This window comes from Amphibacillus sp. Q70 (genome assembly GCF_052055485.1).
GTDB lineage: Bacteria > Bacillota > Bacilli > Bacillales > Amphibacillaceae > Amphibacillus.
Map to the genome: position 1 here is coordinate 1,925,167 of NZ_CP197171.1, position 17,583 is coordinate 1,942,749.

Sequence of the window (17,583 nt, forward strand, 5' to 3'; positions counted from 1 at the left end):
AATTCTCGCAATCATTTACCGACATACAGGAGGACGCACTTATTATGACTTATATAACAATCAAGAGAATCATTGACATTATCTTATCATTATTCGGACTTATTATTTTATCCCCTGTATTTTTAATTCTTATTATCGCCATAAAAATTGACTCGAGAGGACCTGTGCTTTTCAAACAGAAACGCACAGGCATCCACAAGAGTCATTTTCACATTCTAAAATTCCGCACCATGCGCATAGACACACCCAAGGATACCCCAACCCACCTACTCGAAAATCCAGATCAATGGATTACTAGAGTTGGCAAGTTCCTGAGGAAGACGAGTTTGGATGAATTACCACAAATCATCAATATCGTCAAAGGTCAGATGAGCATTATCGGCCCAAGACCAGCCCTCTGGAATCAATATGATTTAATTGAAGCAAGAGACAAATATGGAGCAAATGATGTTCCTGTTGGCCTCACCGGCTGGGCTCAAATCAATGGTAGAGACGAACTTCCCATCGAAGTGAAAGCAAAGCTCGATGGAGAATATGTTAAAAAAATCGGCTTCATCATGGATGTTAAGTGCTTTTTCGGCACAATAATCAGCGTCTTCAAAAGTGACGGAGTTGTTGAGGGTAGGACAGGGACTACAGAAGATAACGAAGAAAAAGCAAGGGAGTCCATTTAACAATGAAGCAAATTTTGATAACCGGTCAGAATAGTTACATAGGAACCTCCCTTGAAAAATGGCTACTCAAACATCCTACTGAGTATCAAGTAGATACGATTGATATGCAAGATGAAGCTTGGAGAGAGAAGGACTTTTCAAATTATGATGTTGTCTTTCATGTGGCTGGGATTGCACATAGAAAAGAAACAACTGAAAACCAAGACTTGTATTATAAGATTAATAAAGAGCTAGCATTTGAAACAGCACAGAAAGCAAAAACAGATGGAGTGAAACAATTTATTTTCTTGAGTTCAATGAGTGTCTATGGAGTTGAAAAAGGTATTATAAATGAGAACACACCACTAAAACCTAATAGTGCTTATGGAAAGTCAAAACTTGAAGCAGAAGAACTAATTAATACTTTGGTAGATGATACTTTCGTTGTAGCAGTCTTAAGACCACCAATGGTTTACGGTAAGAACTGTAAAGGAAATTACCCAAGGTTAGCAAAACTAGCATTAAAAACACCTATTTTTCCAAACGTTGATAATAAACGTAGTATGATTTATATAGATAATTTATCAAACTTTGTAAAGCAGCTAATCGATAACTGTAGTAAGGGATTGTTCTTTCCACAGAATGCTGAATATGTAAATACAAGTGAGATGGTTCGACTTATTGCAGAAGTACACGGTAAGAAGTTAAGACTGACTAAGATCTTTAATCCTTTATTAAAGTTACTGAATATTAGTGTGGTTAATAAGGTGTTTGGGGATTTGGTTTATGATATGAATATGTCTAAGTTTGAAAGTGATTATAGATTTTGTGATTTTAGTGAATCGATACTTAATACAGAGGGGGCAAGAGAATGAGTAAAAGTGCGGTGCTAGTTAGCATAGTAATGCCGGCTTATAATTGTGAAAAATATATTGTAGAAGCAATAAACTCAGTGCTTGCTCAAACTTATCAGAATTGGGAATTGTTAGTTTTAGATGATGGTTCCAAAGATAATACACTTCAGATAATCAATGAATTTGGAGAAAAAGACTCCAGAGTTAGACCGTTGCAGAATGAAAAAAACATGGGTGTTTCTGCAACGAGAAACAAAGGTATAGATTTAGCAACTGGCGATTGGATAGCATTTTTAGATAGTGATGACTTGTGGGAACCATCTAAATTAGAAAAACAGCTTGAGATTTCAGGTAGATATTTGGCGGAATTCCTATTTACTGGGTCATCATATATTAATGAAGAGGGCGAACCATTCAAGGGAATATTTGAAGTTCCTGAAAGAGTTACATATAAGAAGCTTAGAAAACATAATGTAATCTCTTGTTCATCTGTACTTGTAAAAAAGAAGTATTTTGAAAATATTAAAATGGAAAAAGATGATATGCATGAAGATTATGCAGTCTGGTTAAGAATTTTGAAATTAGGCGTTACGGCATATGGATTAAATGAACCTTTATTGGTTTATAGAATTTCTAAAAATTCAAAGTCAGGAAACAAGTTGAAGACAGTGAAGATGACTTATAGAGTATTTAGATTTATTGGGATTAATCCTATCGGATCTGCTTATTTTATGCTTAGGCATACACTTGCTTCAGTTAGGAAGTACAAAAGGATATTCTTATAAAAATTTTAATAATACGGAATATAAACCGGAGGTATTTTAATGAAGTCTAATAAATATAGTGAGCATTTAAGTTTCTATTCAAGTAGTTAGAACCCATTTAAAGATATCGAAGGATATAAATTCTTAACTATGAAACGAGTTAACAAGATAGAGAATATTTATAATGTTAACAACAATATGTTTCTGAAATATCATTAGATGAATTTATTAATTCTATCAGAGAAAAAAGTAATTATTAAACCATTTAATATACCAGCTGCAAAAGGTATTTATATAGTAAAAATGAAAAATCATTAATTATAATGGTAAGATAAATATAGTCTTTGCTCTATTATGGATGAGATCAAGAAGTGCAACTGTAGATAAATTTCATAAAGCTGGACTAGTTATCTGTTAGATTTAACTACTAAGGCAGTTAAAAACAAGAAGTAAATCTAAATCGTAACAACTATATATTTCATCCAAGTTGTTGGACATTGAAGATGAGTTTTTAAATATAAAAATAAAAAAAGATGATTGTAATTGTCGTAGTTAGAAAATTATTGGAGAGTAGACATATTGTCTGGAATATTGCCGTTTTAGAGGATGAATATGAATTTATTGAAGGAAGTTAATATATGAAAGTTGCTAATTATATATTTTTTTGATAAAGAAAGGAAAATTTTTATGAAATAGGGGTGATACAGTGATTTCGAATATGAAGAAAGTCCAAGATAAAATCCTAGAAATTGCTATCTATATTGATGAGTTTTGTAATAAACATGGAATTACTTATTATTTAATGGGGGGATCAGCATTAGGAGCTGTTCGGCATAATGGGTTTATACCATGGGATGATGACTTAGACATATTTATGACTTATGAAAATTATATTAAATTCTTAAATGCTTGCGAAACAGATCTTGACACGGAAAGATTTTATCTCCAAAAAGAGAATACAGATGAATGGCCATTATTTTTTAGTAAGGTTAGAATGAATGGGACTACTTTTATTGAAGAAGATACGAAAGAGCGTAAAATGCATAAAGGATTTTACATAGACATTATGTGTCTCAATAACACTACCAAAAATAAGGCGTATAGATATTTACAATACGTTTCAGCAAAACTAATTATTGCAAAAACATTGTCGTTAAGAGGATATTTGACAGAAAATAAAATTAAAAAAATAACGATGTTAGTATCTAAAGGATTAGTTAATGGTCCAATATTATCAATGCTACTTTGGATAGTTAGAAGCTTAAATAGTGTGGATACAGGCTATGTAGGTCATTTTTTTGGTCGTGCAAAATTCAAAAATACTTCTTTCAAAATAGAATACTTAGGTAGACAAAGGTATGTTGAGTTTTCAGGATATGAACTCCCAGTAATGGAGAATGTCGAGGAGTACCTTGAAGTAAGGTTTGGTTCAGACTATATGAAAATGCCTGATCAGAAAACACGTGATATGTATCCGGTACATGCTATATTTGTAGATACAAAAAAAGATTATAGCTTTTATGAAAAAAAGTTTAGTGAATTATAGAATTTGTTGAACTAAGAGGTGAATAAATTCATGGATAAAAAAATTTTGTTCATTGTAAATAGTCTTAGCAAAGGTAGCGGAGTAATGTCTTTTTTAATGAATATTTATAGGAACATAGATTCCAGTAAATTAAAAATAGACTTTGTAATAGGAACAGAAGTGGAGACGAGTTACAAAAATGAATTAATTGATTTAGGAGCAAAAATATTTTATATCCCAGCGCCTAAAAAAGTTAGCTTAAAAAATTTCATTAATTATAAAAAGAGTATTGAAGAATTTTTTGATATTCATCAGTATGATATAATTCACTCTCATGTTCCTATATTTAATTTCATTTATTTTCCTATTGCGAAAAAATTTGGAGTTAAATACAGAATAGCACATAGTCATAGTACACAGTCTTCAAGTAAAATTTCTAGCAAAATTAGAAATTACTTTTTATTGCTTACATTGAAGAAAACTTCTAATTACTATTTTGCTTGTAGTAAACAAGCTGCGTTATTTTTATTTGGAAAAAGTAAGTATAAAAAAAATCAAGTGAAAATATTAAATAATGCTATTAACACAGATCTTTTCTCTTTTAAAGAATCAATAAGAAAAATAAAAAGAGCAGAATTAGATGTAGTAGATAAGTTTGTAATTGGACATGTAGGGAGATTTGCTAGTGAAAAAAACCATAGTTATTTGTTGGACATTTTCTATGAAATAAAAAACAGACAAAAAAACAGCGTCTTGGTTTTAGTGGGAGAAGGTAAATTATTTAAAGAAATTCATCATAAAGCGAGGTCGCTTGGATTAGTGGATAGTATTCTTTTTTTAGGAATCAGGGATGATGTCAATGAAATTATGCAAGCAATGGATGCTTTTCTATTACCCTCAGTATTTGAGGGATTAGGAATAGTAGCAATTGAAGCGCAATCAGTAGGATTACCATGCTTTGTATCTAATGGTGTACCTAAAGATGTGAACTTAACTGATTTGATTAGTCATCTATCTCTCGAAAAAAAACCTTGCTTTTGGGCAGATCAGATTTGTTCAATTCAGCGAGATAACATTAAAAGATCAGAATATGCACTTAAAATAAAAAAACAAAATTATGATATCAAAAAACAAGTAAAATGGTTAGAGGATTTTTATTTAAATATAGAAGGAAAAACTACTACAAGTTCTAATGACATAAGTCCATAGAATATGAGAATATATTATTGCTATTTAAGTCAGGAGCACACATATGTTAACACATATTTTAGTAATTATTTTAATTCTTTTATCGGGTATTTTTTTTAATAATTCAAAATTTAGATTTGGTAATAAGGTATATATGATTAATGTTTTTTTAGTCTTATTTTTTATCTCTGCATTTAGGTCGGTAAACATAGGTAATGATACACAAGATTATTTTCTTATGTTTTATAGATTTGGAAACATGAATAGTGTGTTTAACTTAGACTCCACAATTGAGATTGGATATAGAATTTTAAATAGGGCTCTGTATACAATCAGTTCTAATACTCTGATTCTAACTACTGTAACAAGTGCTATTATTATTGGCGTTTTTATGAAATTTATATATAAAAACTCAAAAATTACATGGCTGAGTGTTTTACTTTTTTTAAATCTAAGGATATTTTATTTTACTCTTAGTGGTATAAGACAGTCTATAGCATTAGCAGTAATATTAGTTAGCTATAAATATGTTAAAGAGAGAAAATTCATACCCTTTTTTATTTTAGTTATAGTTGCTTCTACTTTTCATTTAACTGCACTAGTCTTTCTAATTGTATATCCACTTTCCAAAATTAATTATACTAAAAAAGTAATGAATACATATTTGGTTATTAGTGGTTTATTATTTTTACTTTTTGATTATTTTATTATATTTATTTTGAGGTTTTTTCCTAAATATCAAGTATATATATCAAGCAGTTATTTTGAAAATACAAGATTGGCTAGTATGGTAGACTTTTTTGTTATTTTATCTATATTTGTTTTTGGTTATATCCTAAGAAAGAATTTTAATAATAATGAGGTTAGAATAAAGAGAAAATCAAAGAAAACTATGATTAAAAATAAATATGCTACTGAAAAGAATATTTTATTGCATATTATTTCATTAGCTTTGTTGTTTACTTTTATAGCAATTAATGTCTCACTTGTTAAAAGGGTAGGACTATACTTTTTTATTTTCACTATTATATATATTCCAAACGTAATCCAAAAAATCCAAGATAAAAATCTAAAGTTACTATTATTATATTCGATCACCGTTCTTACTTTTGCTTATAATATTATCATACTTATATATCGGCCTGAGTGGCAACATGTTTATCCATATGAATTTTTTTGGCAAATAAACTGATATTCAAATAATATTATTGATGGAGGATAAATTATGAAAAAAATATTGCTAATTAATCAGGGGAAAACAGAAAATCTAGGGGATAAGGCAATAAATATTGTATTTCATGAACTTCTGATGGAACATCGCTGTACAGTAGATTTTGCTGGGTTCGCACAGACTAATGAACAATTTATTGATGAAATGGAATTTCGCAAAAAACGTAGTTTACATTCAACTATTAAGCATTTTACACCTGACTTTTTAATTTGGTTTTTTAAGTATAGGAAGAAAATAAATCGTGAGTTTTCTATGATTAAAAATAAAAACTATGATTTAGTAGTTATTGGTGGAGGTCAATTAATAAAAACCAAAAACGTATTTGTTTTTACTTTGTTAACTTGGGTTGGAATTATTAAAAAAATGTCTTGTCCAATTATACTTGCGGGTATAGGGGTAGATACAACATATTCTATTATTGAAAAAAAACTATATAGAAAGGTTCTTCCAAACATAGATGAAATATACGTTAGGGATAAAGTTTCACAAAAAATATTGAATGAGGAATTTAATGTATCTTCTAATTACATACCTGATGTAGTATTTGCTTACTCAAGATTTTTTCCACAGGACGTAGATATTAATAAGAAGAATAAATTATTGATAATGATCTATGATTATAATGCTTTAAAAGATAATTTTGAAACTAAATTTAAAACAATTTATGAGTATTTTAATTATTGGGAAAAATTAATTGAACAAAATATGGAAAATAATCTTGAAATAGTTTTAGGCTATACAACTATTGGAGATAAAAGAACAACATATGAATTTAGTGAATATCTAAAGAGAAAATCAAATATTAAATTTTCAATAAAAAATACAGATAGATTAAGTGATTTTTCTAATTTATTAAAAGATACTAAAGTATTAATTTCAGGAAGAATGCATGGAATGTTATTAGGTTTAAATTATAAATGTGAAATAGTTCCTTATGTAATTTCTTCAAAAATTGAAGCTTTTAAAGATGAGTGGTTAGATAAAAAATTTAATATAGATGATGTAAATATTGAAATTGATAAAACATTAGAAAGTTTATTGGGAAATATCAGGTATTAAGGAATACATTATTTTTAAATTGATCGAGGTGCTATGTGAAAAAAACCGTTTTACTAATAATAATATTAACAGTTATTTCAAAAGTTATAGGGCTTAGTAGGGAAATTACGTTATCATATTTCTACGGTGCAACAAGTGTTAGTGATGCTTATTTAATTGCATTAATTATACCTACAGTTATATTTACTTTTGTTGGTAATGCAATTTCTACAGGATATATCCCTATGTATAATAAAATTGCTTTTGAGTTTGATAAAAATAAAGCAAATACATATACTAATAATTTGATTAATATCCTTGGTGTATTCAGTTGTGCTTTAATATTTTTTTGTTATATGTTCACAGAGCAACTTGTGAGAGTATTTGCTTCAGGATTTGAAGGTGAGACTTTACAATTAGCTATCCAATTTACTAGATATAGTTTAATTGGACTTTTGTTTATGGGAGTAACACATTTGTTTAGAAGTTATCTTCAATTAAAAGGTAATTTTGCAGCTCCAGCATTAGTAGCGTTACCCATGAATATAGTAATAATTTCTTCTATCATTATTAGTAGTTTCTGGGATATTAGAATTCTATCTATAGGATTAATTTTATCTATGCTGGCCCAATTAATTTTTTTAATTCCTTTTGTTGTAAAGAAGGGGTTGAGATTTCAACCAATATTTGATATAAAAGATAAAAATATCAAACAAATGATACCCTTAGCGCTTCCAGTACTTGTAGGTGTTGCTGTTGAGGATTTAAATAAAATAATAGATAAGACAATTGCTTCGAATGTTGCTATTGGGGGAATTTCAGCACTCAGTTATTCAATCAATTTAAATAATTTTGTTCATGGAGTTTTTGTGTTATCAATAACTTCAGTTATGTATCCAGTGATATCTAAAATGGCTATTGAAGGCAATATTTCAGGATTGAAAAAATCAATCATTGAATCAATTGAGATTATATCTCTTTTTTTAGTACCTACAATGATAGGAATTATGATATTTTCAAAGCCTATTATTGAACTGTTATATGGAAGAGGTGCTTTTGGAGATAATGCTATAACAATGACGTCTCAAGTTTTGTTTTATTATTCGTTCGGGCTTCTAAGTGTAGGTATTCGAGAAGTATTATCTAGACCATTCTATGCTTTACAAGACACTAAAACACCTGTAATTAATGCTTCAGTTGGAGTAATAGTAAATATAACTTTAAATCTAATTTTATCAAGATACCTAGGGATAGGTGGACTTGCTCTAGCTACAAGTTTGTCTTCAGTATTAACTGCGATCCTTATGTATCAAAGTTTAAAGAAAAAAATAGGGATTATAGATTTAACCAATACATACATGATATTGTTCAAAGTTTTAATTGCATCAGTTATTATGGGTTTTGTTGTATATGGATTAAACATTATTTTGATTCAATATACAAGTTCAAATGTATCACTTTTTATTTCAATTATCTTTGGTGCTTTATTATATTTTTCATTATTGATATTTTTAAAAGTAAAAATTGTCAATAAGGTGAAAATTAAATTTATAAATAAGCTATTAAGCATTAATCAACAAAAATAATAAAATAAGGGGATTCTAAGAGTGAAGATAGTACAAGTTTCAAAAATGATCAAGACAAATGAACTTAATGTTTTTCATTATTAAAATATTTATGGACTCTGTCTTGATGAAAGAAATATATGATGAATGAGAATGAACTTTATAATATAATGTAAGAAGAGTTCGGGAATTATGAATTTCCAATTAATATAAAATGTGATGAATTTCTTCGGAGTTTATTTAGTGATTATGACAAATTCTTCTCAACGGCATTACATAATTTTTACCATGATATAATTGAAATTAGTAAAAAAACTTGATATAGGAGGTCAAGATTGTGAGTAAAGTAATGGAAGATTTTAAAAAAAAATTCAAAACTAAAGATTTATTGATTTATGAAACTGAGTATTGGGTTTGGTCACTTAGACCTGTACAGGCTACACCCGGTGCTGGAATACTATCATTAAAACGTGAATGTCAAACTTTTAGTGAATTAAATCAAGAAGAGTTTTCTGATTTAAACAACATCATTAAAGCAATTGAGAAAACTCTTAAGAAAACTTTTAATTATGATATTATGAATTACCTCATGCTTATGATGGTAGATAAGCAGGTTCATTATCATATTATACCAAGATACGATAAAGCTATCGACTTTATTGGATTATATTGGAAAGACTCAGGTTGGCCAGGAGTACCAAATTTAGCAGGGGAAGAAATAAAAATAGAAATATTGTATGAAATTCAGTCTATAATAAAAGAAAACTTGGTGTTATAGACTAGTGATTTTTAAAGTTCAGAAGGAGGAGAAATTTTGAAAAAATATAAAGTAGGCTATACAACAGGTGTTTATGATATGTTTCATATTGGACATTTAAATATATTAAAAAGAGCAAAGGAACAATGTGAATACTTAATTGTCGGAGTAACGACTGATAAATTAGTATTTTATAAAAATAAGAAAGCAATCATACCACATGATGAGCGCATGGCAATTGTGGAAAGTATTAAATATGTTGATCAAGTGGTACCACAAGAAAATATGGATAAAATGGCAGCTTGGGAGAAATATAAATATGATGTCATGTTTGTAGGTAGTGACTGGAAGGGTACGGATAAATGGAATGAGTTCGAACGACAATTTGATAAAGTAGGAGTAGATATCGTATACTTCCCATATACACAAGGTACTTCTTCGACGAAGTTGAGAGATGTGCTAGATAAGATAATGAAAGTTGATTCAGTACCCGCAAGATAGTTTAAAGAAATAATTCATTTAACTGAATATGGAGTATCTCCGTAAGAGTGGACAAACTGCTTGAACGCGGTTTACTTAATTTTAAAGAGGTATTATAGTTAATTAAGAACAATGATAGTTTCGAGACTATTGTGAAAGATATAAAAATTGCAGAGACCAAAGATGAAGAGATGACCTTCAACAATTGGACAGAGAAAGTTACGGGAACGGCTTTAGTAAACATTTATGGAATGTCCATAGTTAAGAGTGAGTCTAGAATATCAAATCAAAAGTATTTTAAAAAAATGGAAGAATTGAGTGATGATAAGATTAAAGTAAAAAAGTTAACACAATGTTATGTCTCGTAAATGCAAGGATTGTTAGTTTTGTTTTCCGTATGAAGAATACGACTATGTATACATGTTTATTTCATTATGGTGAGAAAAATATCAGACTTCTCAAAAAAGTTAAAGACTACTGTACTACAGATTTTTTATACATTTATAGAAAGAGGTAGTGGGGTATAGAATTTAAATGATAAATATTCTATGGTTATAATTATGTTTTGATCTATTTAGCATTTATATTTAGTTGTAGAGGTTAGAAAAAATTTTTACTAAATAGCCAACTAAACGATGTCAAAGCGACTTATGCTGATATTGATGATCTGCAGCAAACCACTGGCTTTAAACCAACGACGTCGATCGATCAGGGCTTGAAAAAGTTCGTTGATTGGTATAAAGAATACTATAAAGTTTAAAAATAGTATCATGATCTACCAACAAGGTAATCTCTTTAAAGAAATTATCTTTTGTGAAGTGTTACAATAGTAAAGATGTATTTTAGCTAAAATATAAATCATTGAGTTTGTACTTTAAACAAATCCATAGAGTTAGGAAGGTAAACATAATGAAAATTGCAGTTGCTGGAACAGGGTATGTTGGTTTATCTAATGCAGTATTACTGGCTCAGAATCATCAAGTTTTTGCCTTAGATATCATTCAAGAGAAAGTAGATTTGATTAATAGCAAGAAATCACCTATTGTTGATGCTGAAATTGAAGAGTTTTTAGCAACAAAAGATTTGAATTTAACCGCAACGACAAGTCCTAAAGAGGCATATGAAGGGGCGGAATATGTGGTTATCTCCACACCAACGAATTATGATGAGAAGAAGAATTATTTTGATACAAGTACAGTGGAAAAAGTGATTAAGGATGTGCTTGAACTTAATCCTCGAGCGACAATGATCATTAAATCAACCGTCCCTGTTGGCTATACTTTAGAAGTACGAGCTAAGTTCAAAACGGAAAACATTGTTTTCTCACCGGAGTTTTTACGTGAAGGTAAAGCACTTTATGATAATCTTTATCCATCTCGAATCGTGCTTGGGGAGCAATCCGATCGTGCCCGTCAATTCGCAGATTTACTTGTTGAAGGTGCACTTAAGGAAGATATTGATGTCCTATTTACCGATTCGACGGAAGCCGAAGCCATTAAGTTATTTGCCAATACTTATCTTGGTCTTCGAGTTGCCTTTTTCAATGAATTGGATACTTATGCAGAGGTACGTGGTTTAAATACGAAGCAGATTATTGAAGGGGTTGGACTTGATCCACGGATTGGCAGCCACTACAATAATCCATCTTTCGGCTATGGCGGTTACTGCTTACCAAAGGATACCAAGCAATTACTAGCTAATTATGAAGATGTGCCAAATAATATTATCCAAGCGATTGTTGATGCCAACCGGACCCGTAAAGACCACATTGCCAATAGTATTTTGGCCAAAAACCCTACGATTGTCGGAATTTACCGCCTAACGATGAAAACAGACTCTGATAACTTCAGACAATCCGCCATCCAAGGGATCATGAAACGCATTAAAGCAAAAGGCATTGAAGTTGTCGTCTACGAACCGGTACTAGAGGAAGAAGATTTTTATAACTCACGAGTCGTGAAAGATCTTGATGAATTCAAAGCGATTTCTGACGTTGTCGTAGCGAACCGTTTGACTGATGAGATTAAAGATGTAGAAGAGAAGGTTTATACAAGGGATTTGTTTAGTAGGGATTAGATAGAGAGCACCCTGTTGTTGATGGGGTGCTTTTTGTATTATTTTAGTGGAAAATTTAACTTCAATTCAGTTTCAAAAAAAATATGCAACAAAGGTGGTAAAATGAGCTTTACTTTATTTAATTCGAATAGTTTCCTTTTTGATTGTCAATTAGAAGATTACTGTTTATATATCGATGTAATGAAGGAAAGTATTGATTCTCGTAAAAAAACTATTTTGGAAAGGTTTGAAAAAGAATCTGAAAATATAAGTGATTCTCAATCTAAAGATGAGATGTTTGAATATAAGTATCTGGATGATTATCAATCTTTAGACCAAGATTATACTTTTATTTTGCGTAAATCACTTTTTATTACTCTTCACTCTTTTATGGAGTCTGAATTACTAAGAATATCTAAAAGCTTAGAGAATCAAAATCACTCGCAAATTAAATTAACTGATATTAAACATTCTGGATTAAAGAGATATCTATTTTATATTGAAAAGGTTATAAATATCGACATTAAATTGTCTGAAATGGATAGGAAGACTTTTATTAAATATAGTGATTTAAGAAATTACTTTGTACATAATGATGGTATTGAATTTCAAGCTAAACAGCATACTAAGTTTAAATCTTTACCATATATAAAATTTAGAGAATATAGATTGCCAGAAATCTATGAGGTTGAATCATTAGAGAAAGAATTTAATGTTGTATATTTAGATTTAATCTCAAAATTTTTCAAACAACTGTTTGTATCTTTAGATGAATATGATATTAAATTATAATTAATTTAATTCAATATTTAATTGATTTTAACCTGTATTAATTTTGTTTTAGCCAATTGGATAATTATTCATTTTTTAGTGTTTAATCTGTGATTGTATTTCGTAATTGGGAAGTGAACTGTTTTTTAATTAAATCTGAGATAGCTAAAAGCAGAGAAATTCACAAGGAGAAAGGAGTTCATTTTTAAGTTAACATATACATTATTCACTCTAATTAAAACACATGGGTGGAGAACCACACATTAAAGTTAAAGGAGAGATCGTTGTAATGGATAGTTCAGTTATGAAAACTAAGTTACAAGAATATGTAGATGCTTTTAATAAAGGTGACCTTAAGCGTTTGATGGCGCTGTTCGCTGACGAAGCAAAAGTGGAGGATCCCGTTGGTCAACCACCAAAGGTAGGGCGTCAAGAAATTGAAGAATTTTATCAACAAAGCTTGCTAGGAGGAGCTCAACTTGAATTATTAGTACCACCCCGCGGTTCCTTCAGTAATGCAGCATCGATTACCTTTGCCGTTCACTCCAAAGCGGAAGGCCAATCAATTCGTATCGATGTCACCGATGTAATGACCTTTGACACAAACGGTAAAATTGTGACCATGCAAGCCTTTTGGGGACCGGACGATATGCAACAGCTTTAGTTCAGTTGTAATCGTCTTCGTTTAATAACAAGTATCTATAATTAGCTTATCGACCTCTTGTATACTTGTCTTAAGACAAATAAACAGGAGGTTATTCATTTTGATTATCAACTTTGGATATGGCTGATTATTTTCCATAAAGAGGTCCACCAATATCCATGTGGGGTCCACCTGTGACTGCTAAACTAGAGTAGACAGTTTTTGCTAGATAAAAAGACACACTTATTTACACAAAAATATTAATAATAAGAACTTCCATTGTACAATGTTTATATCAAAACATACAGAACAGTGGAGGACGTAAAGGTGGATAAGTGGGAAATGTATATGGAAATACATCAATTAATTAAAAAGGGTTTTAGTAAGACAAAGGTAGCTGAAAAACTAGGAATCTCAAGATCAACCGTTCATCGTTATCTAAAAAAGAATCCTTCGGATATGTCTAAGTGGGTTGATTCCATTCAAACCAGAAGTAAGAAATTAGATCCTTATAAAGAACTAATTTTATCCTGGCTAAGAGAACATCCAGATATGTCTGCGGCACAAGTAGAAGATTGGCTAAAAGAAAGATACGAAGATTTAGAAGTAGGTGAAAGTACGGTTCGCTCCTATGTTAGAGAACTTCGAGAGGAATATAAAATAAGAAAGGAAACTTCACCACGAATTTATGAGGCTATTCTCGATTCACCTATGGGTGAGCAAATACAAGTTGATTTTGGTCATACGAAACAGAAGGCAGCAGACAGTAAGGAAGTAAAATTAAACTTTATAGCATTTGTACTATCTAATTCTAGATATAAATATATGGAATGGTTGGATAGGCCATTTACTACCCAAGATGTCATTAAAGCACATGAAAATGCATTTAAGTGGTATGGAGGAATTCCAGGTGAATTGGTATATGACCAAGATAGTTTAATCGTTGTCAGTGAGAATGGTGGGGATTTAATTTTAACACAAGAGTTCCAACAATATAAAGAATCTAGGAATCTAAACCTTCGTGTTTGCCGCAAGGCGGATCCAGAGAGCAAAGGAAAAATTGAAAATGTAGTTGGATTTATTAAACATAATTTCGCTAAACATCGAGTTTTTCATAACATTGATTCTTGGAATGAACAAGGGTGGGAATGGCTTCATAGAACTGGAAACTATAAAATTCACCATACAACAAAAAAGAGACCGGTCGAAGTATTTTCCCTGGAAAGACAACACTTAAGACCAGTCACCAAAAATATAGATATAAAATATAACTATGAAAATAGTATATCAAGATGTGTCCATAAGGACAATACCATTCGATATTTATCTAACCGTTATACTCTACCATTGGGGACGTTTGGCAAGTACGAAACGGTCTGCATTAAGGAAACGGAGGAAAGAGAATTAATCATTTATAGCCCTGAAACAGGTGAAATCATAGCAAAGCATACGATCCCTGACGAGAAAGGGTTATTGATTAAAGATAGAAAACATAGCCGTGATAGAACAAAGGGTATTGATGCATTTATGAATACAGTTGCCGAGCATTTTAATGACAGTGAGATGGCTTATGATTATCTACAAGCAGTAAAAGGGAAGTACCCTCGATATATTAGGGATCAACTCCAAATGATAATAAAAGAGACAAAAACAAATAACAAAGAAATTCTATCAACAGCATTGAAAGAGTGTATAAAGAGGAATCTTTATGGTGCCACAGATTTTAGCGATGTCGTTGCCTATTTAAAACGACATCGACAAATGGAAGATACACCAAATGATACCGCTAAGAATGTAACACGAGTAAAAGGAGTTTCAGCTTGGGTTATGGAAACAGAAGCTCAAAAACGAGAAGTGAATGCCTATACTGTCATATTGGAAGGTGATCCAGTATGAGCCAGTTAAATCAATTACAAGAATTGATGAGAACTCTACGTTTAACAGAAACAGCAAATCACCTTCCTGCATTAATTAGAGAGGCTGAGCAAAAGGATTCCTCCTTTACTCAGTTCCTCCTAGATGTAGTAAAATATGAACAAACTCGCAGAGAAGAAAAGCAGTTAGAAAAACGATTTAAATGGGCTACATTTCCGTTCCAAAAGACATTAGAGGAATTCAATATAAAAGAACAGAAATCATTAAGCAATAAACATTTGAATAGGTTGAAGGATTTAACTTGGATAGAACAGTTACACAATATCATTCTATTAGGACCACCAGGTAGTGGGAAAACTCACATATCAATTGGATTAGGAATCGAAGCGTTAAACCAAGGTTACAAGGTTATCTTTACTACGATGGGAGACCTTATTCATGTATTAAAAACGGAAGAAATTACTCGAAAATCACAGACGAGAATGAAAAGAATAAGAGATGCAGACTTAGTTATTATTGATGATTTGATGTTTATGGCGATGGATTCACAGGAAGCTAATATGTTCTTCCACTTGATTAATGATTTATACAATCAATCATCCATCATTTTAACTTCAAATAAAGCACCTAAAGAGTGGGGAGAGCTATTAGGTGACCAAGCAATTACAACAGCTATATTAGATAGAATTCTACACCGAGTTGAAATCATTCATCTAAATGAAGATAGTTATCGAATGAAACATAGATCGACCATATTTGGGCAAGAAAGTGTTTCAAATTAATGAGCATAAATTGTGTCTTTTTACTTGACGGTCACACCACCTCATCAAAAACTAAATATGCACTTTGAGTCCATTGTTTCACGATTCAGATCCCACTTACTTACCTCTTTTCGATATATTTGAGTACGGTGGATAAATTTTACCACCTTTTGCAGGGCACCTTATAAAATGATGAGGTGCTCTTTTGATTTTGAGGGTATAGATTAGACTACAAAAAATTAAACAGGTATGGAGCCCGAATTTGACTAACAATCCACCATTACCGAAAATCACCAATCCGATTATAGAGAACAAACGATTAAAGTAATGGTTGATTATGGTCAATACAGATTCTAATTCATATACCGCATAAGGTACGCTACATATAGTCTTTCATTAGAAAAAGAAGGGACAAAGATTTCAACCTACATACCTATAAAGGATGTGATTTCTGTATCGCCATCTGTCGCCTTTACAATGAGAGATTTCAATCCACGCACCCATAAAGGATGCGATTTATGTATTCTTGCTGTTTATCAAGCCGATCAAATTTCAATCCACGCACCCATAAAGGATGCGATCTATTTTTTCCAATTAAAATCCCCTCCCTTCGTTTAATTTCAATCCACGCACCCATAAAGGATGCGATCTCCGAACGCTTAATCGTCGATAAATCTTTACCATTTCAATCCACGCACCCATAAAGGATGCGATCTCAACCAAGCCGGATCAAGGGAATAAGGTATGTCATTTCAATCCACGCACCCATAAAGGATGCGATATATAAGTGCGAATGCGCATGCGGGAATGAAGTATTTCAATCCACGCACCCATAAAGGATGCGATGCTTTTGCCCTAAAACTAGCTGAATTTGCTAGAAAAATTTCAATCCACGCACCCATAAAGGATGCGATCTGCCAAAGCTGGCAGAAATGACAACCATTAGAATTTCAATCCACGCACCCATAAAGGATGCGATACTTCTGGCTTTTCGTCAAAACGAATCGTACAAATTTCAATCCACGCACCCATAAAGGATGCGATTTGTCCGGAAAGACTATACATTTAGGTCGTTTTATTTCAATCCACGCACCCATAAAGGATGCGATTTTAAACCTGAGAAAGGAGGCACTTACCATGCAAATTTCAATCCACGCACCCATAAAGGATGCGATCACCTCATTTCGTGTCTTTTTAAGACACTTTTAATTTCAATCCACGCACCCATAAAGGATGCGATCTGACAAGTTAAAACTTCCATTCCCGTTAACAATTTCAATCCACGCACCCATAAAGGATGCGATGAAAATGCCAAATGTAGAGGACGTGACCGAAGTATTTCAATCCACGCACCCATAAAGGATGCGATTGCCTCTTTATAGCCTTCCTCAAGCACACCTTTCATTTCAATCCACGCACCCAT

The 17,583-nt window shown here is 31.4% G+C and carries 16 protein-coding genes and 1 CRISPR repeat array (1 of these 17 only partly in view); all 16 genes read left to right on the top strand.

What is annotated here, in order from left to right; all coding sequences use genetic code 11:
• Nucleotides 1–44 precede the first annotated feature (44 nt).
• The gene (locus ACS127_RS08540) at nt 45–674 is read left to right on the top strand and encodes a sugar transferase (RefSeq protein ID WP_440897996.1); all 630 of its coding nucleotides are present in this window, start codon (nt 45–47) and stop codon (nt 672–674) included.
• Between the two features lie 2 nt (nt 675–676).
• Entirely contained in the window at nt 677–1,528 is an 852-nt protein-coding gene (locus ACS127_RS08545; RefSeq protein ID WP_440897997.1) for an NAD-dependent epimerase/dehydratase family protein, read from the top strand.
• Nucleotides 1,525–2,292, top strand: coding sequence for a glycosyltransferase family 2 protein (locus ACS127_RS08550; protein ID WP_440897998.1), 768 nt, complete (start codon nt 1,525–1,527; stop codon nt 2,290–2,292). Before ACS127_RS08545 ends, ACS127_RS08550 begins: the two co-directional genes overlap by 4 nt.
• 685 nt (nt 2,293–2,977) lie before the next feature.
• Nucleotides 2,978–3,817: a LicD family protein gene (locus ACS127_RS08555; protein ID WP_440897999.1), complete on the top strand. Its 840-nt coding sequence runs from the start codon at nt 2,978–2,980 to the stop codon at nt 3,815–3,817.
• Between the two features lie 30 nt (nt 3,818–3,847).
• Complete coding sequence (locus tag ACS127_RS08560; protein ID WP_440898000.1) at nt 3,848–5,005, top strand: glycosyltransferase family 1 protein; 1,158 nt, start codon at nt 3,848–3,850, stop codon at nt 5,003–5,005.
• 43 nt (nt 5,006–5,048) lie between these two features.
• Complete coding sequence (locus ACS127_RS08565) at nt 5,049–6,176, top strand: EpsG family protein (protein ID WP_440898001.1); 1,128 nt, start codon at nt 5,049–5,051, stop codon at nt 6,174–6,176.
• A 33-nt stretch (nt 6,177–6,209) separates the two neighbouring features.
• On the top strand, nt 6,210–7,274 hold the full coding sequence (locus ACS127_RS08570; RefSeq protein WP_440898002.1) for a polysaccharide pyruvyl transferase family protein: 1,065 nt from the start codon (nt 6,210–6,212) through the stop codon (nt 7,272–7,274).
• 35 nt (nt 7,275–7,309) lie between these two features.
• Entirely contained in the window at nt 7,310–8,839 is a 1,530-nt protein-coding gene (gene murJ, locus ACS127_RS08575; RefSeq protein ID WP_440898003.1) for a murein biosynthesis integral membrane protein MurJ, read from the top strand.
• A gap of 316 nt (nt 8,840–9,155) precedes the next feature.
• Nucleotides 9,156–9,596 carry an HIT family protein gene (locus tag ACS127_RS08580; protein WP_440898004.1) on the top strand — a complete coding sequence of 147 codons (441 nt, stop codon included), beginning with the start codon at nt 9,156–9,158 and terminating at the stop codon, nt 9,594–9,596.
• 36 nt (nt 9,597–9,632) lie between these two features.
• Complete coding sequence (locus ACS127_RS08585; protein WP_440898005.1) at nt 9,633–10,076, top strand: adenylyltransferase/cytidyltransferase family protein; 444 nt, start codon at nt 9,633–9,635, stop codon at nt 10,074–10,076.
• A 131-nt stretch (nt 10,077–10,207) separates the two neighbouring features.
• Nucleotides 10,208–10,423 (top strand): hypothetical protein, encoded by a 216-nt coding sequence (locus ACS127_RS08590; RefSeq protein ID WP_440898006.1) that lies wholly within the window; start codon nt 10,208–10,210, stop codon nt 10,421–10,423.
• A 541-nt stretch (nt 10,424–10,964) separates the two neighbouring features.
• Nucleotides 10,965–12,131, top strand: a complete 1,167-nt coding sequence (locus tag ACS127_RS08595; protein ID WP_440898007.1) for a nucleotide sugar dehydrogenase — start codon at nt 10,965–10,967, stop codon at nt 12,129–12,131.
• Between the two features lie 180 nt (nt 12,132–12,311).
• Nucleotides 12,312–12,902 (top strand): hypothetical protein, encoded by a 591-nt coding sequence (locus ACS127_RS08600; protein ID WP_440898008.1) that lies wholly within the window; start codon nt 12,312–12,314, stop codon nt 12,900–12,902.
• A 223-nt stretch (nt 12,903–13,125) separates the two neighbouring features.
• Entirely contained in the window at nt 13,126–13,545 is a 420-nt protein-coding gene (locus ACS127_RS08605; protein WP_440898009.1) for a steroid Delta-isomerase, read from the top strand.
• 306 nt (nt 13,546–13,851) lie between these two features.
• Nucleotides 13,852–15,420, top strand: coding sequence for an IS21 family transposase (gene istA, locus ACS127_RS08610; protein WP_440898111.1), 1,569 nt, complete (start codon nt 13,852–13,854; stop codon nt 15,418–15,420).
• Entirely contained in the window at nt 15,417–16,181 is a 765-nt protein-coding gene (istB, locus tag ACS127_RS08615) for an IS21-like element helper ATPase IstB (RefSeq protein WP_337020333.1), read from the top strand. The genes istA and istB overlap by 4 nt, the downstream gene beginning before the upstream one ends.
• A gap of 396 nt (nt 16,182–16,577) precedes the next feature.
• Nucleotides 16,578–17,583: a CRISPR direct-repeat array (repeat unit 32 nt; unit sequence ATTTCAATCCACGCACCCATAAAGGATGCGAT); it runs 6,484 nt beyond the window's last position.

Coding starts and splice junctions, on each gene's coding strand:
- ACS127_RS08545 (WP_440897997.1), top strand. CDS start 677: ATGAAGCAAATTTTGATAACCGGTCAGAATAGTTACATAGGAACCTCC.
- ACS127_RS08550 (WP_440897998.1), top strand. CDS start 1,525: ATGAGTAAAAGTGCGGTGCTAGTTAGCATAGTAATGCCGGCTTATAAT.
- ACS127_RS08540 (WP_440897996.1), top strand. CDS start 45: ATGACTTATATAACAATCAAGAGAATCATTGACATTATCTTATCATTA.
- ACS127_RS08600 (WP_440898008.1), top strand. CDS start 12,312: ATGAAGGAAAGTATTGATTCTCGTAAAAAAACTATTTTGGAAAGGTTT.
- istB (WP_337020333.1), top strand. CDS start 15,417: ATGAGCCAGTTAAATCAATTACAAGAATTGATGAGAACTCTACGTTTA.
- ACS127_RS08565 (WP_440898001.1), top strand. CDS start 5,049: ATGTTAACACATATTTTAGTAATTATTTTAATTCTTTTATCGGGTATT.
- ACS127_RS08605 (WP_440898009.1), top strand. CDS start 13,126: ATGGGTGGAGAACCACACATTAAAGTTAAAGGAGAGATCGTTGTAATG.
- ACS127_RS08560 (WP_440898000.1), top strand. CDS start 3,848: ATGGATAAAAAAATTTTGTTCATTGTAAATAGTCTTAGCAAAGGTAGC.
- ACS127_RS08595 (WP_440898007.1), top strand. CDS start 10,965: ATGAAAATTGCAGTTGCTGGAACAGGGTATGTTGGTTTATCTAATGCA.
- ACS127_RS08570 (WP_440898002.1), top strand. CDS start 6,210: ATGAAAAAAATATTGCTAATTAATCAGGGGAAAACAGAAAATCTAGGG.